Below are 21,790 nucleotides of genomic sequence, written 5' to 3' on the forward strand. Positions count from 1 at the left end.
TTACTGTGCCAGTTCGCCATTAAATTGTGGCAACGCCTGACGGAAAGCGCGGGTTTTCCAGACCATATATAACAGGCCAATCGCGCCCCACACCAAGCCCAGCGTCATTGAACTGCTTTCCAGATTCATCCACAGCACACCGACCGTCCCTGCGCCAATCATCGGCAGAATCAGGTAGCTGAAATGATCCTTAAACGTGCGATTGCGGCGCTCACGGATATAGAACTGTGAAATCACCGACAAGTTAACGAAGGTAAAGGCCACCAACGCACCGAAGTTAATCAATGCAGTTGCCGTTACCAAGTCAAAGGAAATAGCGGACAATGCCACGCCACCCACCAACAATACGTTGATAGCTGGAGTACGCCATTTCGGATGCACGTAACCAAACACTTTCTCCGGGAATACCCCGTCGCGCCCCATCACATACAACAAGCGCGAAACGCCCGCATGTGCCGCCATACCTGATGCCAATACCGTGACACAAGAGAAGCACAGAATCACTGACTGGAAGAATTTACCCGCAACAAACAGCATAATTTCCGGCTGTGACGCATCAGGATCGCTGAAGCGCGAAATGTCCGGGAAATAGAGCTGCAAGAAGTAAGACACCACAATAAAGATGACACCGCCAATTAACGCCGTCAGGAAAATGGCTTTTGGGATCACTTTACCGGCATCCGGTGTTTCTTCAGACAGCGAGCTGATGCCGTCGAAACCAAGGAATGAGAAGCACAGTATCGTGGCCCCGGTTATCATCGGCACCAAATGGGCATTTTCAGAGTAGAACGGACGTGGGCTAACCAATGTACCCGCACCTTCCCCCTGATAAACCCCATGAATCAACAGCCCCATGAAGACCACCATGATAGCCACCTGAACCACCACAATGACGGAGTTCAAGTTTGCTACCACATTGATGCCACGCAGGTTAAACAGCGTCATCAGGCTAACCAGTGCGCCAACAAAGATCCACGATGGCACACCAGGGAAAATCGCTTCGAGATAAATTTTTGCCAACAGAATGTTAATCATCGGCATGAACAAGTAGTCCAGCAATGATGACCAACCCACCATAAAGCCAACATTCGGGCTAATGGATTTCTGGGCGTAGGTATAAGCCGATCCCGCGGATGGGAAGCGCTTCACCAATTTGCCATAGCTGATGGCCGTGAATAGCACCGCAATCAATGCAATGGCGTAAGACGTCGCGACATGACCATCGGTCAGGCCGGATACAATGCCAAACGTATCGAAAATGGTCATCGGCTGTAAATAAGCCAGACCCATCATCACCACTTGGACCAACGTCAGTGTTTTTCTGAGTTGAACGCGGTTATTTACACCAGTTTGATTGGTGCCGACTGCAACAGTAGCATTATGCGTCATGATTCAGCCTCCCCATACCTTTAACCCAATTTGCAAGTGTCGCTCGCAGGTCAGAGGTGACGGGGAAACTTCGTATCTGCCTGGGATACGTAAGTGGGGAAACGAGAGCGGTGTAACGGGTATTTGCCATACCTGTTGCTCCATAATCGCTGCATGTGCAGCGCATACCGGTGGGCACCGGTGCCAGTGTGAATAATTGCCCCATCTTTCTTTCCTCATAACGGCGATTTTCGTATGTGAATAATCGCTCGCGGACCTGTTTATCTATCCGGATCGTTGTCCGGCCTCTTGATTTAGTGAAAACACGAATGCAAAAAAATAACCGACGCGTTTAAACGTCGGTTATTGCATGGGGTGTATTTTGCCCTAACTTGAGAGCAAAAAACAAGATGTTAAATCACCTGAAACGATAATATTATTTTAGCTGCCGCAAAACGGCTACTTCCCCGCTGTATCAGCGCTGAGCGGCAATTTCCACCCGCTCAATTGCTGCCCACATTTTGTCTGAATTCAACTCGACAGGCAGGTAATGAATTGACTCTCCCGGTTTCAGGATTCGGCCAATTACGCGCTCAATAGCATCACGGTCATTAATATCCACATCCAACGCCGCCAGATGTGTCGGCAACCCTAGCTTATTGAATGCAACAATCAGTGACTGTAATGCATCATCTTGCTCCAAAAGTGCGGTCTGAACCAAAATCCCGTAAGCCACCTTGGTGCCGTGTAAGAAGTGCTCAGTTTGTGGCAGCAGCGTCAGACCATTGTGTACTGCATGAGCGGCGGCAACTCGGGTATAACGTTCCCCCAACCCGCCCACCATGCCGCCACCGGCAATAATGGCATCCACCACATCCAGAAAATCTTGCGTCAATTCGCCCTGCTTAACCGCCTGCAATGCAGCTTCACTCTGTTTTAGCAGCACATTGCGAATATCTAGCGCGGCTTGTAATCCCAAACGAACTGTCAGCGATAACGTCTCTGGTTGCGGGCTCAATACCACAGCCTCGTACCATTTAGCCAATGTATCGCCGATACCCGCCAGCAGATACTCCACCGGAGCGTGCAAAATGATGCGCGGTTCAACTAGCACCAAGTGATTAGCATCTTTGAAAATTTCAAAATTCAGTGCTTGCCCGGCATCGTTATACCAAACCGAAAGTGGCGTCCAGGCCGCGCAGGTAGCCGCAATAGTCGGAATCGCCACCAGCGGTAATCCCAATTGTCGCGCCACAACTTTCGCCGTATCCAATACTGCCCCACCGCCGATACCAATCACCACCTGACGGTCACTCCCGGCCTGTTGTACCAAATCAGCGACGGTAGACTCACTGCAATGGGTAGAAAATGAAGCATGCACCGCATATGGGCTATGGAAGGCCGCAGGTAAATAATCACTGGCCGCCGCCAATGCACGCTCGCCGTAGATCCACAGTGCATTATCCAGTGCCGTCTGCGGATAAAACTCGCTCAATTTATCGATAGCGCCCGGAAAAGAAAAATAGTTTGCAGGCCCGACCTGCACTCGGATTGCGTTGGTGCTCATGCCACTGTTCCTTTTAAATCATTATTTCTTGCACGTTGCGATGCCATCACTGTTTTCCCATCTTAAGGGCATACCCATCATTGTTTAATAATTTTTTGATATACCTTAACTATTTTAGTTTGTTGCGAATAATCGAAACTGTGTTAAAAAAGAGGACTACCGCAGCATTATTGACTGCCTGGTTTGTTAAAATACTTTATAGGGCAGTTGCAGAAATTTATGTCCAGCACCTCCTCCTCCCGCCTTGAGATGCGGAATATCTCTATCTCGTTCTCTGGATTTCATGCCCTGCAACAAGTTGATTTCACACTAGAAGGCGGCTCTACCCATGCGCTTGTGGGGGCTAACGGTGCGGGGAAATCGACCTTGATGGCGATTCTTTCCGGTGCCCACAGCCACTATAGTGGCGAGATCTATATTGATGGTCAGCAGATAGATATTCACTCCCCGCGGCACGCAAAGCAGCACGGTATTCATGTGGTTCAGCAAGAGGTTGATGTCGCGCTGATCCCTACTTTGTCTGTCGCAGAAAATATTATGCTGGATACGCTAGCTGAACAGGGGCATCTGCTTAACTGGCCACAGCTTTACCGTCAGGCCGAAGCGTTACTCAAGCAACTCGACCTCAAATTGAATGTACGCCAGCGGCTGGAGTCTTGCACATTAGCCGAAAAACAGCAGGTGCTGCTGGCGCGCGCCCTTTCCCATCAATGCCGCTTTCTGATTTTGGACGAACCCACCGCGCCACTGGACCAAGAAGAGAGTGCTCGGCTGTTTCGCGTGGTGCGCCGCTTGCAATCTGAAGGGATGGCGATTGTTTTTATTTCGCACCGAATCCATGAGTTGCGCGAAATTTGCGATCAACTGACCGTGCTACGTGATGGCAAGCGCGTCAGCCATGATGCCATGGGCAACCTGACTGGCGAGCAAATTGTCGAGAAGATGCTCGGTCACACCTTGGATGATATTTTCCCGCCACGACGAGCAGCCCTCAGCCATAAAACACTGTTGTCCGTCAGTGGGTTGCATGACCAACATAAGTTGCGCGATATCTCCCTGACATTACATGAAGGGGAAATTCTAGGTATTGCCGGGTTGGCTGGCGCGGGCAAAACTGAATTGTGCAAGGCGCTATTTGGTGCCACCCCCAGCCGTGTTGATCACGGTGAGTTGCAGGGCAAAGCCTGGAAACCGCGCTCACCGGAAAGGTCTGTCGCCCAAGGGCTGGCTCTGGTTCCGGAAGAGCGGCGCAAGGAAGGTATTTTTATCCACGAAGGTATCCCGATGAACCTGAGTGTGGCTGCCGATGACAGTTTTTCGCGCTGGAGTATTTTCAGCCGCCGCCAAGAGTTGAGTTGGGCTAAAGAACTGATTCAGCGCCTTGGGGTGCGCACCTCATCGCCCCAACAGAAACTGGCCCGTTTATCGGGGGGTAATCAACAGAAAGTGGCCATCGGCAAGTGGTTACGCGGCAATGCTCAAGTGTTGATTTTTGATGAGCCAACCAAAGGGGTGGATATCAAAGCCAAACAGGATCTGTTCGCTCTGATTGACGGGTTGGCACAGCAGGGAAAAGGCATTATTTATGCGTCCGGTGAATTCTCAGAATTGGTCGGCTTATGTGATCGTATCTGTGTGCTGTGGGATGGCCGCATTGTTGCCGAGCTGAATGCCGCAGATATCGACGAAGAAACATTATTACTATTTTCAACCGGAGGAACCCCTCAGTGAGTAAAGAAATACCCCTGCCGGACGCACAACCGTGGCGTCACCAGTTGTTTGATTTTCTCTACAAATGGGGGATGTTACTCACCGTTGTGGCGCTAATCGCGTTATTTGGCCTGGCCTCAGATAATTTTCTCGACCCGAACAATATCATCAATATTTTGCGCTCCATTGCCATTGTCACGGTGATTGCTATCGGGGTGTCAATCTCACTATCAATTGGGGGATTTGACCTGTCGGTTGGTTCGACAGCTTCGCTGGCTAATGCCATCGTGGTGTCGCTGTTTGTCTGGTACGGCTTTGGCACCACCGGCGCTATCATTCTGACCCTGCTGATTTGTACGCTGGTGGGTCTGTTTAACGCGTTTCTGATTGTGGTCCTGAAGATCCCCGATATGCTGGCAACCCTTGCCAGTCTGTTTGTGATTCAGGGCGTGGCAATGACCTACAGCTACGGCGGCTCTATTACGCAGAATATGTTGCTGCCAAGTGGCGATATGGCGGAAGGCGTCATTCCTGAGATGTTTTCAGCATTGGGGCAAGTGCCGGTTATCGTGCTTATTATGTTAGCCGTGACGATTGTGGTGCAGTTGTATTTGTCGCTCACTAAACATGGCCGGCGGATGTATGCCATTGGCGGCAATCAGGAAGCCGCCCGTTTAGCGGGGATTCGCACAGTACGCTATCGCGTGCTGGCCTACGTGTTGTCGTCACTTTTGGCGGCATTGGGTGGGATTCTACTGGCATCCAGAATTGGCTCATCACAAGTCAATGCCGGTGGCGGTTACCTGATGGATGCAGTGGCAGCCGCTTATATTGGTTTTTCACTGGCTGGCTCGGGTAAACCTAATGCTGTCGGTACCTTGATTGGTGCCGTGATTCTGGGTGTGCTGCAAAATGGGCTGGTTATGCTGTCAGTGCCTTACTATGCAATGGACATCATCAAAGGGCTGGTATTGGCGATGGCCTTGGCACTGACCTATATTCATCAGAAGCGATGATACTTAGCTATGTATTGAGTGAAAGGGCAAGCGGCACTTAGAGCCGCTCGCCTTTTATATCATTAGTTTAAAGGCATTCTTTCAGGATCCGGATAAGCATATTCGAACCCCAACTCACTGCAAATCTTACTGCCGTCAATCTCACGGATTGGCTCTTCAATATCTTCTGGGGCAAATTCGGGCGGCGTCAGTTCCAAGGCCCGTGCACAGGCTGGGTAAAAGTCACGTTTGCGTGGGTGCTTGGGCGCACAAAGATTATAAACATGACCGCCTTTGGGTAAATTAAGCAGTAACTCGATAGCGGATATCACATCTTCCTGATGCACCAGATTCACGCCCTGCGAACCACCTTTCACATTGGTTTTCCCGGCAAGAAAACGCCCCGGATGACGATCCGCACCCACCAACCCCGCCAGACGCAAGATATCCACGGAAGTATTAGGCAACTGATGCAGCCAGAGTTCGAGTTCTTCCAGCGTTTTACCTGCAGTAGTTACTGGTTGCAGCGGTGAACTCTCCTTAATACGACCACGCGTTTCGCCATAAACTGAAGTCGAGCTGGTGAAAATAATGCGTGGCACGCCAAAAGCTAGCGCGCTATCGACCACCATCCGCACCGCTTGGAAATACTGCGCCCCAGCTTCAGTGGTGCGGCTGGCTGGCAAGGTGATGATCAGGACATCGGCCGCCATCAGCTGCGCCAAATCATCCGGTTCACAAATCAGTTCGGGAGTCAGTTGCAATTGATAGCAATCAATCCCACTCATCCTGACCGCCTCAACACCATCTGGCGTAGTTTTACTCCCCACCACCTGAACACCACGGCGGATCAGTGATTGCGCTAAAGGCAGGCCTAACCAACCAAGACCTATAATTGATACCTTTTTCATTGTCATCATCTCCAGAATGGCTTCACCCTAAACTTACGCCAATAATTAAAAGCTAACAATTACCATACCATGGTATTGACTTGTTATTGAGGGATCTGATTGATTTATCTAAAGATATGCGCAAAGGAAAGATCTACCGCAGCCATACGCTGATGGCTGCGGCTGATTTTATAACGATCTAGGAGTTCGTCCACTTACCTGGATTGGCAAGGGACTTAAGCCGTATATTCTTCAAAACTCAAGTTAGATGGGTATCCATCCAATTAACTTCACTTGAGGAATACAGATTACAGCTCCCCTTATTTGACTAGTCGGTTTTTATTGACTGTCTTACCATCTACCGAGAGTTCAGCATAGCCGGTATCCAATATGTCATTGACGGCGAGTCGCCCGCCCACATCAACACGCAGCTGATGCTTATTACTAAAGGTACCCGGACTGGTTAGACGGACACCGGTCCAGGCGAATGTTGAGTAACGCTCACTCAATTTTTTCTCCTGACTTGCCATAAACGCAGGAAGAGACGACATATCGATTTTATCAAGAGGAATCAGGTAGTTATTTAGATTGAATTTTGCTGAATCACCACTCACGCGTATCTCTACCTGGCGCGGGCTTTGAAACTCACCGGTTCGAGTATCCATGCGCATACTTAACAATCTATTCGCGTTTTCCGGGTTCAGGTAAGAGACACTACAAGTTGTCATCGCACCTTGCGGCTCGTTACGGGACTTAATTTCGCCCCCGGAAGAGAAAAATGTACTTAATGTTGAAACCTTTGTCTCACCACCAAGCTTTTCTTTAACTTTCTTAAAGCAAATATCTATTCCATCAGATAATGAGTATTTATAATTTCTCACTGTATCAGCGGCATATAAAGGAGAATGCAAAAATATTGTTATTCCAGCAATGGTCGATAACATGTTAAATTTAGTTGATACTCTCATAAAAATCCCTTTTAGGTTGATAGTACACCCAATATAATGAGTATGATTAAAACAAATAATGTCCGCGCTCAATAAATGTACCGATGATCCTGTTATATATTTCTGTGGATGTTGAGTATCTAACCGCCTTACGATTCAGCCGTTTTATCTTGCTATGAAGATTCATTTTTTCACATTAATTCATGGTGTATAAAGCTTGAATAATGGATAGACACAAGCTTCAGACTCTACAAACAAAGTCGTCATAAGCTAATTAAGTACACTTTGTCGTTTACTTTAAAATATGGAGCACCATATGTTTTTTTCGAATAATACCTTTGAACTGTTTATGAAGAATCCGGCAAGATATTTAGGCACATCAGGCATTATTTGTGGAATTTTATTTTGTATTGGATCTATAAGAAGCTACTTTATGGAAACCGATCTGTTTGGAATGCCAAATTATCAGACTGGAAATGTAAATTCATTGTTATATTTATTTTCAATCGGCGTTATAGTCATGCTAATAGGTATTTATTTATATAAAAAATCCACTCCCCATATCAAATAATTAATATAACTGAACTATGAGACTGTACCTTGCCCACCTGCTGGACAACATTCTCCCAGAGATTGGCGTGCTTATTTATCTGGCCTTCCACGCCCAGCTTTAGTGCCGCAATATTTGCCCCACCGTCCTGTTTAACCGTCACTCCATCCATCGTGGTAGCAAAGCCTTTGGTATTGTGGACTCTGTTGGCTTCCACAAATGGCTGGAATTCTCATAAAACATGGCAATTTTTCATTCATCGGCACAAGAGTCATCCGTAATAATTTTCTGCTTAAATCGTCTCAAATAGAAGTGATAATCACCGAAAGGCAAGGCACATTCAGCAGATAAACGACCGCGCTTGCTTTGAAATAAAACAGCCCAATGAAAAAAAGGTTGCGCCCTACCCGCTTAATGGTTTACGTTGATTGACAGAAATTATGGCACGTCCTGCATATGGCTATTTTGGCTATATCAGCAAGCCTAAACAGAGAAGCTACTATGAATCGCGTTCAATTTAATCACCATCATCACCATCATCCTGACTAGTCTTGCAGGCCGATGTGTGCTGGAAGACGGTTAACGAATCTTCCAGGTGGCGGTAGAACGCAATAGAGAAAGCCCTCGGAAGATAATCTTCCGAGGGCTTTTTTGTTGCCCACGATTTTATAAAATTAAATTAATAGGTTAAGAGGATTACCATGTTAGATAAAACACGTTTGCGCATTGCGATGCAGAAATCAGGCCGCCTGAGTGACGATTGCCACGAACTGCTATCGCGCTGCGGGATTAAAATCAATTTGCAACAACAGCGCCTGATTGCTTTCGCTGAAAATATGCCAATCGATATCCTACGTGTGCGTGATGACGATATCCCTGGGCTGGTGATGGATGGCGTGGTTGATCTGGGCATTATTGGCGAAAACGTGCTGGAAGAAGAGTTACTGAGCCGCCGAGCTCAGGGCGAAGACCCACGTTACTTCACCTTGCGCCGCCTGGATTTCGGTGGCTGCCGTTTATCACTCGCCGCCTCACTGGATACCGAGTATACCGGCCCGCAATGTCTGCAAAATAAACGCATCGCTACCTCTTACCCACACATTTTAAAGCAATATCTTGATAAACAAGGCGTTACTTTCAAATCCTGCTTACTGAATGGTTCGGTTGAGGTTGCACCACGTGCCGGTTTGGCCGATGTCATCTGCGATTTGGTGTCAACCGGTGCCACCTTAGAGGCCAACGGCCTGCGCGAAGTTGAAGTTATCTACCGCTCCAAAGCTTGCCTGATTCAACGTGATGGCGAAATGCCGGCTGACAAACAGCAACTGATTGACCGCCTGATGACCCGTATTCAGGGCGTTATTCAAGCCCGTGAATCCAAGTACATTATGATGCACGCACCAAGCGAGCGTCTGGATGAAATCATTACCCTGCTGCCCGGTGCTGAGCGCCCGACTATTCTGCCATTGGCAGGAGACAAGAGCCGCGTAGCCATGCACATGGTCAGTAGCGAAACGCTGTTCTGGGAAACCATGGAAAAACTGAAGGCGCTGGGTGCCAGCTCCATTCTGGTATTACCGATTGAAAAAATGATGGAGTAACCCATGCAGCCGACGAATTTCAATACCCTAATCGACTGGCAGCAATGCAGCAAAGAGCAGCAAAAAGCGCTGTTGAGCCGCCCAGCTATTAATGCATCAGACAGGATTACCGCGACAGTCAGCGAAATCCTCGACCGGGTGAAAGCCGAGGGCGACAGCGCTTTACGTGATTTCAGCCAACGTTTTGATACTGTGCAAGTTAATGATATCCGCATCAGTAGCGATGAGATAGCCGCTGCCGCCGGACGCCTGAATGACGACATCAAGCAAGCCATGGCACAAGCGGTACGCAATATTGAAATCTTCCACAATGCGCAGAAAATGCCGGTGGTGGATGTTGAAACGCAGCCGGGCGTGCGCTGCCAACAGATTACTCGCCCGATAGCCTCCGTCGGCTTATATATTCCCGGTGGCTCGGCTCCACTGCTCTCTACCGTGCTGATGCTCGGTACCCCGGCGCGCATTGCGGGTTGTCAGCGAGTCATTTTATGTTCTCCACCACCGATTGCCGATGAAATTCTGTATGCCGCGCAATTATGTGGCATTCAAGAAGTGTTCCAGATTGGTGGGGCGCAAGCCATCGCCGCCATGGCCTTCGGCAGTGAGTCAGTACCCAAAGTGAATAAAATCTTTGGGCCGGGCAATGCTTATGTCACTGAAGCAAAACGCCAAGTCAGCCAACGGCTGGATGGCGCAGCGATTGATATGCCAGCAGGTCCGTCAGAAGTGTTGGTTATCGCCGATAGCGGTGCCACACCAGCGTTTATCGCCTCTGACTTGCTGTCTCAGGCCGAGCATGGTCCAGATTCTCAAGTCGTGTTGCTGACCCCAGACGCGGCTATTGCTCAAGCGGTAGCTGTCGCTGTTGAAGAGCAACTCCAGCAGTTATCGCGTGCTGATATCGCCCGCCAGGCGCTGGAAAGCAGCCGTTTGATCATCACCAAAGATTTACAACAATGCATTGATATCAGCAATGAATACGGTCCAGAACACTTGATTCTGCAAATACGTCAACCGCAAGATATTATCGATCAAATCGATAATGCCGGTTCCGTGTTTATGGGTGACTGGTCGCCAGAATCAGCCGGTGACTATGCATCCGGGACTAACCACGTGCTGCCAACCTATGGTTATACCTCGACCTATTCCAGTTTGGGATTGGCCGACTTTGTTAAACGGATGACTGTGCAGCAGCTAACCCCACAGGGGCTGTTAGGTCTGGCATCAACCATTGAAACTCTGGCGCAGGCTGAACAACTGACCGCCCACAAAAACGCCGTCACCCTACGTGTCGCTGCCCTGACAGCCACCAATAAGGAGCAAGCATGAGTAAGTCTGCCAATGTCACTGATTTGGCGCGCGCCAACGTCCGCGCACTGACCCCTTATATGTCTGCCCGCCGCTTGGGGGGAAATGGCGATGTGTGGCTCAATGCGAATGAATATCCGCTGGCGACCGAATACCAACTCACGGCGCAAACATTCAACCGCTACCCCGAATGCCAACCCAAGCTGGTTATTGAGCGCTATGCCGCCTACGCGGGTTTAGAGACGGAGCAAGTTCTGGTCAGCCGTGGAGCCGACGAAGGTATTGAACTGCTGATTCGTGCTTTCTGCGAGCCGGGTAAAGATGCCATTCTGTTCTGCCCGCCGACTTATGGTATGTATGCCGTGAGTGCCGAAACCTTTGGTGTTGAACGGCGTACAGTTCAGGCTAAAGCCGACTGGCAATTGGATTTACCCGCCATTAAAGAGAGTTTGGATGGGGTGAAACTGATTTACGTTTGCAGCCCAAACAACCCGACCGGCAACTTAATCAACCCTGCTGATTTACGTGAAATACTGGAACTGGCACAAGGCCGCGCTATCGTGGCTATCGACGAAGCCTATATTGAGTTCTGTCCACAAGCCTCAGTGAGTGGTTGGTTAAAAGATTATCCGAATTTAGTCATTTTGCGCACCTTATCGAAAGCCTTCGCATTAGCGGGTTTACGTTGTGGCTTTACACTCGCCAACAGCGATATCATCCAACTGCTGCTTAAAGTGATAGCGCCCTACCCATTATCAACACCGGTTGCTGATATTGCCGCACAAGCACTCAGCCCGCAGGGCCTTGAGCAAATGCGCCAGCGGGTAAATGAAGTTCGAGCCAATCGCGAATGGCTTCAGAATGCGCTGCAAGACTGCGCCTGTGTTGAACAGGTATTTACTAGCGAGAGTAACTATTTATTGGCGCGCTTCACTGCTTCCAGCAGTGTGTTCAAAACACTGTGGGATCAAGGCATTATTTTGCGTGACCAAAATAAGCAACCAAGTTTATCCAACTGCTTGCGCATTACTATCGGTACCCGTCAAGAGTGTGAGCGAGTCATTGCGGCTCTGGCTCCCTTGCCAGGTATTGATAGCCTCAATAGTACGAATAAAACTGAGAAGACCCATACCTCCAGCATCCGTAAGGAAACGATATGAGCCAGAAATTTCTTTTTATTGACCGAGACGGCACCTTGATTGCTGAGCCACCGGAAGACTATCAAGTTGATCGGTTGGATAAACTGGCGCTGGAGCCAGAGGTGATCCCGGCATTACTGGCACTGCAAAAAGCAGATTATCGTTTGGTGATGATCACTAATCAGGATGGCTTGGGGACGAGCAGTTTCCCTCAAGAAACCTTTGATCCGCCGCACAACCTGATGATGCAGATTTTCAGCTCTCAGGGGATCAATTTTGAGCAGGTTTTGATTTGCCCACACTTGCCGTCAGATAACTGTACTTGTCGGAAGCCAAAAACCGCATTGGTCGAAAGCTATTTAGCTGAGGGGGTGATGAACAGCGCCAATAGCTATGTGATTGGTGACCGCGAGACTGACCTGCAATTGGCTCAAAATATGGGCATCAGTGGCTTACGTTATCAACGTGATGGTCTAAATTGGTCACAAATCGCCAAGCAACTGACACAACGCGATCGTCATGCTCATGTTAACCGTGTCACCAAAGAAACAGCGATTGACGTTGATGTCTGGCTGGATCGCGAAGGTGGCAGCAAGATCAAAACCGGCGTCGGCTTCTTTGACCACATGCTGGATCAGATTGCCACTCACGGCGGTTTCCGTATGGATATTCAGGTCAGTGGCGATCTCTATATTGATGACCACCACACCGTGGAAGATACCGCGCTGGCACTGGGCGAGGCCATTAACAATGCACTGGGTGACAAACGCGGTATTGGCCGTTTTGGCTTTGTGCTGCCAATGGATGAATGCCTGGCACGTTGTGCGCTGGATATTTCCGGCCGACCGCACCTGGAATATAAAGCTGAGTTTAACTACCAGCGTGTTGGCGACCTCAGCACCGAGATGGTCGAGCATTTCTTCCGCTCCCTCTCTTATGCTATGGCCTGCACCCTGCACCTGAAAACCAAAGGCCGCAACGACCACCACCGGGTAGAAAGTCTGTTTAAAGTATTTGGCCGCACCTTGCGCCAGGCGATCCGTGTTGAGGGTAACACCCTGCCAAGTTCCAAAGGAGTGCTGTGATGGAAGTGGTGATTCTGGATACCGGTTGTGCCAACCTCTCCTCTGTCACCTATGCGGTGCAGCGTTTAGGCTATGCGCCGGTTATCAGCCGTGACCCGGAGATTGTGCTGCGCGCCGATAAGTTATTCCTACCCGGCGTCGGCACAGCGCACGCCGCAATGGATCAATTAAAGCAACGCGAACTTATCGAGTTAATTAAAAGCTGTACCCAGCCAGTGTTAGGTATCTGCCTCGGCATGCAGTTGCTGGCAACCAGCAGTGAAGAAAGTGGCGGTATCGAGACGCTCAGTATTATTGATACCCCGGTAAAACAGATGACGGACTTCGGTTTACCGTTACCGCATATGGGTTGGAACCAGATTACCGCGCAGGCGGGAAATCATCTGTTCCGTGGTATCCCAGACGGAACTTATTTCTACTTTGTGCACGGATATGCAATGCCAATATGCCCAAATACCATCGCCCAAGCCAATTACGGCGAGCCGTTTACCGCCGCAGTCGAAAAAGACAACTTCTTTGGTGTGCAGTTTCATCCGGAACGCTCCGGAGCGGCTGGAGCCCAACTGCTAAAAAACTTTCTGGAGATGTAAGCACCATGATTATTCCCGCTTTGGATTTGATCGAAGGCAAGGTGGTGCGTTTGCATCAAGGCGATTACGGCCAGCAGCGCGACTATGGCAATCACCCATTGCCACGCTTACAGGATTACCAACAGCAAGGCGCTCAGGTATTGCATTTGGTTGATTTGACTGGAGCCAAAGATCCTGCGGCTCGCCAGATCCCATTATTGCGCGAGTTACTGGCTGGTGTTGATGTGCCAGTGCAAGTCGGCGGTGGTATCCGCAACGAGCAAGATGTTATCGCATTACTGGAAGCTGGCGCGACGCGCGTTGTAGTCGGTTCAACCGCCGTTAAGCAACCTGAAATGGTGCAACAGTGGTTTGAGCGCTACGGTTCAGAAGCCATTGTATTAGCTCTGGATGTCCGTATTAATGAGGCCGGTCGCAAGCAAGTGGCTATCAGTGGCTGGCAGGAGAACTCCGATGCCACATTAGAGCAAATTGTTGAACAATTTCTGCCTTTCGGCCTGAAACATGTGCTGTGCACCGATATTTCCCGTGATGGCACCTTGAGTGGCTCAAATGTCGAGCTGTATCAGGAAGTGTGTCAGCGCTATCCACAAGTGGCATTTCAGGCCTCCGGCGGCATTGGCTGTCTGGATGATATCGCCCGCTTACGTGGCAGTGGTGTGCAAGGTGTGATTGTGGGCCGCGCGCTACTGGACGGCAAATTTAACGTGAAGGAGGCGATCGCATGCTGGCAAAACGTATAATTCCTTGTCTGGATGTGAAAGACGGGCAAGTCGTTAAAGGCGTCCAGTTCCGTAACCATGAAATCATTGGGGACATCGTGCCGCTGGCGCAGCGTTATGCGCAAGAAGGTGCCGACGAGCTGGTATTTTACGATATTACAGCCTCCGCAGATGGTCGAGTTGTCGATAAAAGCTGGGTATCACGGGTCGCGGAAGTGATTGATATTCCTTTCTGCGTTGCCGGTGGGATTAAGAGTGTTGAAGATGCCGGTCAGATTCTGACCTTTGGCGCCGATAAAATCTCTATTAATTCACCGGCCCTTGCGGACCCAACGTTAATTACCCGACTGGCCGACCGCTATGGCGTACAATGCATTGTTGTCGGTATTGATACTTGGTATGACGCGGAAAGTAATAGTTATCAGGTATATCAGTTCACCGGTGACGAAAAGCGCACCAAAGCCACCACCTGGCAGACCGAAGATTGGATCAAAGAAGTCCAATTACGTGGGGCCGGTGAAATTGTGCTGAATATGATGAATCAGGATGGCGTGCGTAACGGTTATGATTTGCGCCAATTGAAGCAGATGCGTGCTATCTGTCATGTACCGCTGATCGCCTCTGGCGGAGCCGGAACACCGGAACACTTCCTTGAAGCGTTCCGTGATGCGGATGTTGATGGCGCACTAGCCGCCTCAGTATTCCATAAGCAAATCATTAATATCGGCGAATTGAAAAAGTATTTGTCTGAACAAGGCGTGGAGATAAGAGTGTGTTAAGCGAACAACAAATTAACCAACTAGATTGGGAAAAAGTCGACAATCTGATGCCAGCGATCGTTCAGCATGCCGTATCCGGTGAAGTTCTGATGATGGGGTATATGAATCGGGAAGCACTGGCGGTGACAGAAGAAACCGGCAAAGTGACCTTCTTCTCGCGTACCAAACAGCGGCTATGGACGAAGGGCGAAAGCTCAGGGCACTTCCTCAATGTGGTAAATATCTACCCTGATTGCGACAATGACACCCTGTTGATTCTGGTTAATCCTATCGGCCCGACCTGTCATTTGGGCAATAACAGTTGCTTCGCACCGGCGGCCAGCGACTGGAGTTTCCTGTATCAATTAGAGCAGCTGCTAGCATCACGTAAATCAGCCGATCCGGCCAGCTCTTATACGGCCAAACTCTATGCCAGTGGTACTAAACGCATCGCGCAAAAAGTGGGGGAAGAAGGTGTAGAAACCGCCCTTGCCGCGACAGTGAATGATCGCGAAGAGTTGACCAACGAATCCGCAGATTTGATGTATCACCTGTTGGTGTTATTACAAGATCAAGATTTGGATCTCAGCAAAGTGATTGGCCGCCTACGGGAGCGCCACGAGAAGTAATTTTCTTGTACACTTCTGTAGGATAAAAAAATGCCCCCGACGGTTTAACTGCGGGGGCATTTTTATTGTGGTAAACCACTCATCAACACAATGTACTCAAGGGTATTTACCACTAAAGGCATAATGAGCGGAAGTCGTTTGATTGCGGACAGCGCGCAATCATCCTCACGGACACTCAGTACGTGAGGATGACGAGCACTGCCCAATGTCAAAATACGAACGCGCAGTAGCCGAAAGGTGGATTACTCCATCCATTCAGTGTGGAATACACCTTCTTTATCTACACGCTTATAAGTATGCGCGCCAAAATAGTCGCGCTGCGCCTGAATCAGGTTGGCAGGCAATACTGCTGAGCGGTAGCTATCGTAGTAGTTAATCGCAGCAGAGAATGTTGGTGTCGGGATACCGTTCTGAACAGCATAAGACACAACATCACGCAGTGCTTGCTGGTATTCATCAGCAATCTGCTTGAAGTATGGTGCCAGCAACAAGTTAGCAATATCGGCATTCTCTGCATAAGCATCTGTGATTTTCTGCAAGAACTGTGCACGGATAATGCAACCGGCACGGAAAATCTTAGCGATTTCACCGTAATGCAGATCCCAGTTATTCTCCTCTGAAGCCGCTTTCAGTTGAGAGAAACCTTGTGCATAAGAAACGATTTTACCCAGATACAATGCACGACGGATTTTTTCGATAAACTCAGCTTTATCACCGGCGAAAGGCTGTACTTTAGGGCCAGTCAGTACTTTAGATGCAGCAACACGCTGGTCTTTCAGAGAAGACAAATAGCGGGCAAACACAGATTCAGTAATCAGTGTTAATGGCTCACCCAAATCCAGAGAACTTTGGCTGGTCCACTTACCGGTGCCTTTATTGGCAGCTTCATCCAGAATCACATCAACCAGATATTTACCGGCTTCATCTTTCTTGGTGAAGATATCTTTCGTGATATCAATCAGGTAGCTATTCAGCTCGCCTTTATTCCATTCAGTAAAGGTGCTTGCCAGCTCTTCGTTGCTCAAACCCAAAGACTGTTTTAGCAGAGAATAAGCTTCTGCGATCAACTGCATGTCACCGTATTCGATACCGTTGTGAACCATTTTGACATAATGGCCAGCACCGTCTGCACCGATATAAGCAACACAGGCTTCACCATCATCGGCACGAGCAGCAATTTTCTCAAGAATAGGTGCAACCAGCTCGTAGGCTTCTTTCTGACCACCAGGCATGATTGAAGGACCTTTTAATGCGCCCTCTTCGCCACCGGAAACACCAGTACCGATAAAGTTAAAGCCCTGTGCAGAAAGTTCACGATTACGACGGATGGTGTCTTTGTAGTAAGTATTGCCACCATCAATCAGAATGTCACCTTTATCAAGATGTGGCGTCAGTGAAGCGATAGTTTTATCTGTTGCTTCACCCGCTTTCACCATCAGCAGGATACGGCGTGGTTTTTCCAGTGAATCAACAAACTCTTCAACGGTATAACTTGGCACCAGATTTTTACCTGGATTCTCAGCAACCACTTCGTCGGTTTTGTCTGATGAACGGTTAAAGATAGAGACGGAATAACCACGACTTTCGATGTTGAGCGCCAGGTTACGGCCCATCACCGCCATACCGACAACGCCGATCTGTTGTTTGGACATTAAAAAACTCCTGTCTGAAGGATGACACCTGTTACCGGCCTTGAGGCCAACAGGTTTTTGATGTGGGAAACATGTTAACTCAGGATTATGTCAGCTGGGTAGTGATTGGTGCGATAGATAGCACAACTGACCAGTTGCTGTCCGCACTCGTTTGCTTTATCTGAGCAAACAGTACATATGATTTAATGACTCAAAATAAATAGTACAAAAAAAAAGCAATCACATGGATTGCTTTTCATTTATCGCTGATTTTGCTTACGCCAGAAAATCTTTCAGCCAGGCTTTAAACTCAGCCCCTTGTTTTGGATGGCGTAATCCATAAGCAACATAAGCCTGCATATAACCGAGTTTCTCACCACAGTTATAAGATTGCCCAGCTAAGGCCACAGCATCGACCGGTTTTTCCTCAGCCAAAGCATCAATGGCATCGGTCAATTGAATTCGACCCCATGCCCCTGGTTTGGTTTTTTCTAATAGCGGCCAGATATCGGCAGATAGCACATAACGCCCAACCGCCGACAGATTTGATTGCAAGTCTGCCGGGCTTTGAGGCTTCTCGACCATAGCTTTGATTCGGCTGCTTTCACCGGGAGCCAGTTCTGGCTTCTCACAAGAAATTACCGAGTAATTTGATAATGCCTCGGGTTCGACTGAATGCACCAATACCTGACTCGTCCCCGTCTCTTCGAAACGTTTGACTAATTGGGCAAGGTTATCTCGAGTCAGATCTGATTTCGCATCATCAATCAGAACATCTGGCAGTAACACAGCAAATGGCTCATCCCCTACCAGTGGCTTGGCACACAATACCGCGTGGCCCAAACCTTCAGCATGCCCCTGACGAATATGCATGATAGTCACACCTGGCGGGCAAATAGATTGCACTTCATCCAGTAGTTGGCGCTTAACCCGAGCTTCCAGCATGGCTTCCAGCTCATAAGAGGTATCGAAATGGTTCTCTACCGCATTCTTTGATGAATGGGTTATCAAGATAATTTCTTTAATACCTGCGGCAACACATTCATTAACTACATATTGGATCAATGGCTTATCAACAATAGGTAGCATTTCTTTTGGAATGGCTTTCGTAGCCGGCAGCATTCTCATGCCTAAACCTGCCACAGGAATTACTGCTTTCAATTTGGTCATAATTAACCTACTGATTTCTCATGCGAATTTAAATCATTCTATATTCAGTCGCTAAACCAATCTTAGTCGATTTGCTGCTTCAGCCAGGCTGTAAATTTTTCACCTTCGGTATTGTGGCGGACGCCATAAGTGACAAAGGCTTTCATATAACCTAATTTATCGCCGCAATCGTGAGATTTACCAGTCATATGGAAAGCTTCAACCGGTTCTTGCTCCATTAGCATCGCGATGGCATCGGTAAGCTGAATCTCATCACCTGCACCACGAGGCGTTTTCTTCAGCAATGGCCAGATATCTTTTGACAGCACATAGCGCCCAACTACCGCGAGGTTAGAAGGAGCATCAGCGACGGAAGGCTTCTCAACGACGGCGGTCATTAGCGTGCTTTCACCCGGTGCTAAATCAACATGGCCACAGTCTGCAATACCGTACTTAGAAACATCAGCTTGTGGTACCGGCTCCACCATAATCTGGCTACGCCCCGTTTCCTCAAAACGCTGAATCATCTTGGCAAGGTTTTCTTTAGATAAATCAGCCGTTGAATCATCAAGCAAAACATCCGGCAGCAACACGATAAACGGATTGTCGCCCACCATGGATTGAGCACAAAGTACGGCATGTCCCAGCCCTTTGGCATGGCCCTGACGCACTTGCATGATGGTAACGTCCGGCGGGCAAATATTTTTAATCTCTTTTAATAACTGCCGCTTAACCCGAGATTCCAGTGCCGCTTCCAATTCAAATGATGTATCGAAATGGTTTTCTATCGCATTCTTCGATGAATGGCTGACCAACACGATCTCTTTGACCCCGGCAGCAACACATTCATTCACGATATATTGAATTAGGGGCTTATCGACCACCGGCAGCATTTCTTTCGGAATCGCCTTGGTCGCTGGCAACATGCGGGTGCCAAGTCCGGCGACAGGAATGACTGCCTTCAATTTCTTTTCCATCAACCATACCTTTTCTGGAGTAGCCACTTAGTAGGCCTGCAAATAGATATAAATACTAACTCACAATCTCGGTCGTGCAAGACTGTATGCTAAATCCTAATCATCCTATATTTATATATTATTTCAATGTATTACGAGGAAAGTCCTAATAGTATAAGGGCAGAAAAATTGACGTTCTAATGACTCATTATATTCCACATTAACATTTTGTTAAGCTAACCTTAGATAATTTGCCTACTTGTGAGCATTTCTTCCCTTTTTTAAGATTAAACCTAGCTAAGTATTTAAGTCCAAAACACTCACCTTCCTGAACGGTTTATTTATCAATCAGTTACGATGATAACTTACTATCACCTTTTACTGCTGATTATTTGTCCTATAGCTCATGGGGATAGGTTATTGGATGATTGGATGTTGAATTTTAGCCTATGAGCGCCCATTATTCGCTTTGGCGGCATAAGCCGTAGAAATAAAAGGTGAAGTTAGATATATGGAATGGATCGCAGATCCTACTATTTGGGCAGGGCTGGCGACGCTAGTTGTGCTCGAAATTGTGTTAGGTATTGACAACCTAATATTTATTGCCATTTTGGCGGAAAAACTGCCCCGTCATCTACGGGATAAGGCCCGAGTCACAGGTCTACTGTGCGCCCTGTTGATGCGTCTGGTGCTATTGGCCAGTATCTCGTGGTTAGCGACATTGACGACTCCGTTGGTCACTATTTCAGGGCATCCATTCAGTGCGCGTGACCTGATTATGCTGATCGGGGGGATATTCCTGCTTTTTAAAGCTACGATGGAGCTCAATGAGCGACTTGAAGGGAAGGATCATCAGCAAAACCAACAACGTAAAGGTGCGCGTTTCTGGCCAGTAGTGGCACAGATTGTGGTATTGGATGCCATCTTCTCTCTTGATTCGGTGATTACCGCGGTCGGGATGGTAGACCATCTCGCCGTCATGATGGCCGCCGTCTGTATTGCTATTGGTTTGATGTTGTTAGCCAGTAAGTCACTGACTCGCTTTGTGAATGCGCATCCAACCATTGTTATTCTCTGTTTAAGCTTCTTACTGATGATCGGCTTCAGTTTGGTGGCCGAAGGCTTTGGCTACCATATTCCGAAAGGTTATCTGTACGCTGCCATTGGTTTCTCCGTCATCATTGAGTCACTGAATCAGTTTGCGCAGTTCAACCGCCGTCGCTTTCTGTCGACTGTCCGCCCATTACGCGAAAGGACTGCAGAAGCCGTGTTGCGAATGCTCAGTGGCAAACATGAAGAGGCTGAGTTAGATAACCATAGCGCTAATCTGATTGCAGATAATACCAGCACCGGTCAGGAGGTGTTTAATGAGCAAGAACGCCGAATGATAGAGCGCGTATTAGGATTGGCCCAACGCACAGTCAGCAGCATCATGACATCGCGCCATGATGTTGAATATCTGGACCTTAATGATCCACCTGAAAAACTGACCCAATTGCTGACAAAAAATCTGCACACTCGAATTGTTGTCACCGAGGATAGCTCGACAGATGAACCTTTGGGAGTTATTCACGTAATTGATTTACTGAGGCAGCAGTTAGCGGATGAAAAACTCGACTTGCGGGCGTTGATTCGTCAGCCGTTAATTTTCCCGGAGCAAGTTTCGCTGTTGATGGCATTAGAGCAATTCCGCCAGGCACAAACGCATTTCGCCTTTGTGGTCGATGAGTTTGGCTCCATCGAAGGGGTTGTCACCCTAACCGACGTGATGGAGACCATTGCAGGTAATCTGCCGGTGGCCGGTGAGGAACTCGATGCCCGCCACGATATACAGCAAACGGAAGAAGGTTGCTGGATTGCGAACGGCTATATGCCACTGGAAGATTTAGTGCTCTATATGCCATTGCCAATTGATGATAAACGCGAGTATCACACCTTGGCTGGGTTATTGATGGAATATACCCAGCGGATACCTCAGGTTGGCGAGCAGTTGAAGATTGGTGACTATCTATTTGAGCCTTTAGAAGTGAGCAGTCACCGTATATTAAAGGTCAAAATAACGCAGTTGACAGCGCCAGATCCTGATTATGAAGTGTAGCTGACTCGCTCATACGGCTGAAATTGGCCAAGTAAATCATCAAAAATAAAGCCGGGTTGCAGTTCATATCGCTACCCGGCTTTTTTATCGATTCATG

20 protein-coding genes, 2 pseudogenes and 1 other annotated feature are annotated in these 21,790 nt (G+C 48.4%); of the genes and pseudogenes, 12 read left to right on the forward strand and 10 right to left on the reverse strand.

The features are described 5' to 3' along the window. The 3 genes from FTA96_RS08320 to FTA96_RS08330 all read right to left on the reverse strand — a co-directional run bounded on the left by FTA96_RS08320 (position 1) and on the right by FTA96_RS08330 (position 2,935). A complete protein-coding gene (locus tag FTA96_RS08320) occupies positions 1–1,389 on the reverse strand; it encodes an APC family permease (protein ID WP_050106820.1) in 1,389 nt (462 codons plus the stop codon). Next, a complete protein-coding gene (locus tag FTA96_RS23725; RefSeq protein WP_050106821.1) occupies positions 1,379–1,594 on the reverse strand; it encodes a hypothetical protein in 216 nt (71 codons plus the stop codon). The genes FTA96_RS08320 and FTA96_RS23725 overlap by 11 nt, the downstream gene beginning before the upstream one ends. 249 nt (positions 1,595–1,843) lie before the next feature. Further along, complete coding sequence (locus FTA96_RS08330; protein WP_145530461.1) at positions 1,844–2,935, reverse strand: oxidoreductase; 1,092 nt, start codon at positions 2,933–2,935, stop codon at positions 1,844–1,846. 219 nt (positions 2,936–3,154) lie between these two features. On the opposite strand from FTA96_RS08330, the gene FTA96_RS08335 reads away from it, so the two are divergent. Then, positions 3,155–4,666 carry a sugar ABC transporter ATP-binding protein gene (locus tag FTA96_RS08335; protein ID WP_145573578.1) on the forward strand — a complete coding sequence of 504 codons (1,512 nt, stop codon included), beginning with the start codon at positions 3,155–3,157 and terminating at the stop codon, positions 4,664–4,666. Then, the gene (locus FTA96_RS08340; protein ID WP_050122267.1) at positions 4,663–5,661 is read left to right on the forward strand and encodes an ABC transporter permease; all 999 of its coding nucleotides are present in this window, start codon (positions 4,663–4,665) and stop codon (positions 5,659–5,661) included. The genes FTA96_RS08335 and FTA96_RS08340 overlap by 4 nt, the downstream gene beginning before the upstream one ends. A 62-nt stretch (positions 5,662–5,723) precedes the next feature. On the opposite strand, the gene FTA96_RS08345 is transcribed toward FTA96_RS08340, so the two are convergent. From FTA96_RS08345 to FTA96_RS08360, 4 genes and pseudogenes are all read right to left on the reverse strand, one after another. Then, positions 5,724–6,551 (reverse strand): SDR family oxidoreductase, encoded by an 828-nt coding sequence (locus tag FTA96_RS08345; RefSeq protein WP_050106825.1) that lies wholly within the window; start codon positions 6,549–6,551, stop codon positions 5,724–5,726. Positions 6,552–6,850: 299 nt separating this feature from the next. Then, the gene (locus tag FTA96_RS08350; protein WP_050134595.1) at positions 6,851–7,498 is read right to left on the reverse strand and encodes a hypothetical protein; all 648 of its coding nucleotides are present in this window, start codon (positions 7,496–7,498) and stop codon (positions 6,851–6,853) included. A 46-nt stretch (positions 7,499–7,544) separates the two neighbouring features. Further along, positions 7,545–7,670 (reverse strand): annotated as a pseudogene (locus FTA96_RS08355) (IS1 family transposase); the annotation flags it as partial. Between the two features lie 370 nt (positions 7,671–8,040). Then, positions 8,041–8,256: pseudogene (locus FTA96_RS08360) on the reverse strand (autotransporter outer membrane beta-barrel domain-containing protein); the annotation flags it as partial. A gap of 272 nt (positions 8,257–8,528) precedes the next feature. On the opposite strand from FTA96_RS08360, the gene hisL reads away from it, so the two are divergent. The 9 genes from hisL (at position 8,529) to hisIE (ending at position 15,859) form a co-directional block, all read left to right on the forward strand. Beyond that, on the forward strand, positions 8,529–8,576 hold the full coding sequence (gene hisL, locus FTA96_RS08365; protein ID WP_002231208.1) for a his operon leader peptide: 48 nt from the start codon (positions 8,529–8,531) through the stop codon (positions 8,574–8,576). Then, positions 8,552–8,682, forward strand: a sequence feature (His leader region). (Overlaps the previous gene by 25 nt.) Positions 8,683–8,728: 46 nt before the next feature. Then, positions 8,729–9,628: an ATP phosphoribosyltransferase gene (hisG, locus tag FTA96_RS08370; RefSeq protein ID WP_004388789.1), complete on the forward strand. Its 900-nt coding sequence runs from the start codon at positions 8,729–8,731 to the stop codon at positions 9,626–9,628. Between the two features lie 3 nt (positions 9,629–9,631). Then, complete coding sequence (gene hisD, locus FTA96_RS08375; RefSeq protein WP_050106827.1) at positions 9,632–10,957, forward strand: histidinol dehydrogenase; 1,326 nt, start codon at positions 9,632–9,634, stop codon at positions 10,955–10,957. Beyond that, complete coding sequence (gene hisC / locus FTA96_RS08380; protein WP_145506778.1) at positions 10,954–12,096, forward strand: histidinol-phosphate transaminase; 1,143 nt, start codon at positions 10,954–10,956, stop codon at positions 12,094–12,096. The genes hisD and hisC overlap by 4 nt, the downstream gene beginning before the upstream one ends. Beyond that, complete coding sequence (hisB, locus tag FTA96_RS08385; RefSeq protein WP_050122278.1) at positions 12,093–13,160, forward strand: bifunctional histidinol-phosphatase/imidazoleglycerol-phosphate dehydratase HisB; 1,068 nt, start codon at positions 12,093–12,095, stop codon at positions 13,158–13,160. The genes hisC and hisB overlap by 4 nt, the downstream gene beginning before the upstream one ends. Next, complete coding sequence (hisH, locus tag FTA96_RS08390; RefSeq protein ID WP_050106830.1) at positions 13,160–13,750, forward strand: imidazole glycerol phosphate synthase subunit HisH; 591 nt, start codon at positions 13,160–13,162, stop codon at positions 13,748–13,750. The genes hisB and hisH overlap by 1 nt, the downstream gene beginning before the upstream one ends. 5 nt (positions 13,751–13,755) lie before the next feature. Then, positions 13,756–14,493: a 1-(5-phosphoribosyl)-5-[(5-phosphoribosylamino)methylideneamino]imidazole-4-carboxamide isomerase gene (hisA, locus tag FTA96_RS08395; protein ID WP_050106831.1), complete on the forward strand. Its 738-nt coding sequence runs from the start codon at positions 13,756–13,758 to the stop codon at positions 14,491–14,493. Beyond that, positions 14,475–15,251 (forward strand): imidazole glycerol phosphate synthase subunit HisF, encoded by a 777-nt coding sequence (hisF, locus tag FTA96_RS08400; protein ID WP_050106832.1) that lies wholly within the window; start codon positions 14,475–14,477, stop codon positions 15,249–15,251. Before hisA ends, hisF begins: the two co-directional genes overlap by 19 nt. Continuing rightward, positions 15,245–15,859: a bifunctional phosphoribosyl-AMP cyclohydrolase/phosphoribosyl-ATP diphosphatase HisIE gene (hisIE, locus tag FTA96_RS08405; RefSeq protein WP_050106833.1), complete on the forward strand. Its 615-nt coding sequence runs from the start codon at positions 15,245–15,247 to the stop codon at positions 15,857–15,859. The genes hisF and hisIE overlap by 7 nt, the downstream gene beginning before the upstream one ends. Before the next feature lie 242 nt (positions 15,860–16,101). On the opposite strand, the gene gndA is transcribed toward hisIE, so the two are convergent. The 3 genes from gndA to galU (FTA96_RS08420) all read right to left on the reverse strand — a co-directional run bounded on the left by gndA (position 16,102) and on the right by galU (FTA96_RS08420) (position 19,616). Continuing rightward, entirely contained in the window at positions 16,102–17,511 is a 1,410-nt protein-coding gene (gene gndA / locus FTA96_RS08410; protein WP_050106834.1) for an NADP-dependent phosphogluconate dehydrogenase, read from the reverse strand. A 255-nt stretch (positions 17,512–17,766) separates the two neighbouring features. Next, on the reverse strand, positions 17,767–18,660 hold the full coding sequence (gene galU, locus FTA96_RS08415; protein WP_050122281.1) for a UTP--glucose-1-phosphate uridylyltransferase GalU: 894 nt from the start codon (positions 18,658–18,660) through the stop codon (positions 17,767–17,769). 62 nt (positions 18,661–18,722) lie between these two features. Further along, positions 18,723–19,616, reverse strand: coding sequence for a UTP--glucose-1-phosphate uridylyltransferase GalU (galU, locus tag FTA96_RS08420; RefSeq protein WP_186372862.1), 894 nt, complete (start codon positions 19,614–19,616; stop codon positions 18,723–18,725). A 490-nt stretch (positions 19,617–20,106) separates the two neighbouring features. Between galU (FTA96_RS08420) and FTA96_RS08425 the strand changes: the two genes are divergently transcribed. Further along, a complete protein-coding gene (locus tag FTA96_RS08425; protein ID WP_050319451.1) occupies positions 20,107–21,693 on the forward strand; it encodes a TerC family protein in 1,587 nt (528 codons plus the stop codon). The last annotated feature ends 97 nt before the right edge of the window (positions 21,694–21,790 follow it).

The sequence above is a fragment of the Yersinia alsatica genome, assembly GCF_902170305.1.
GTDB classification, from domain to species: Bacteria; Pseudomonadota; Gammaproteobacteria; order Enterobacterales; family Enterobacteriaceae; genus Yersinia; species Yersinia alsatica.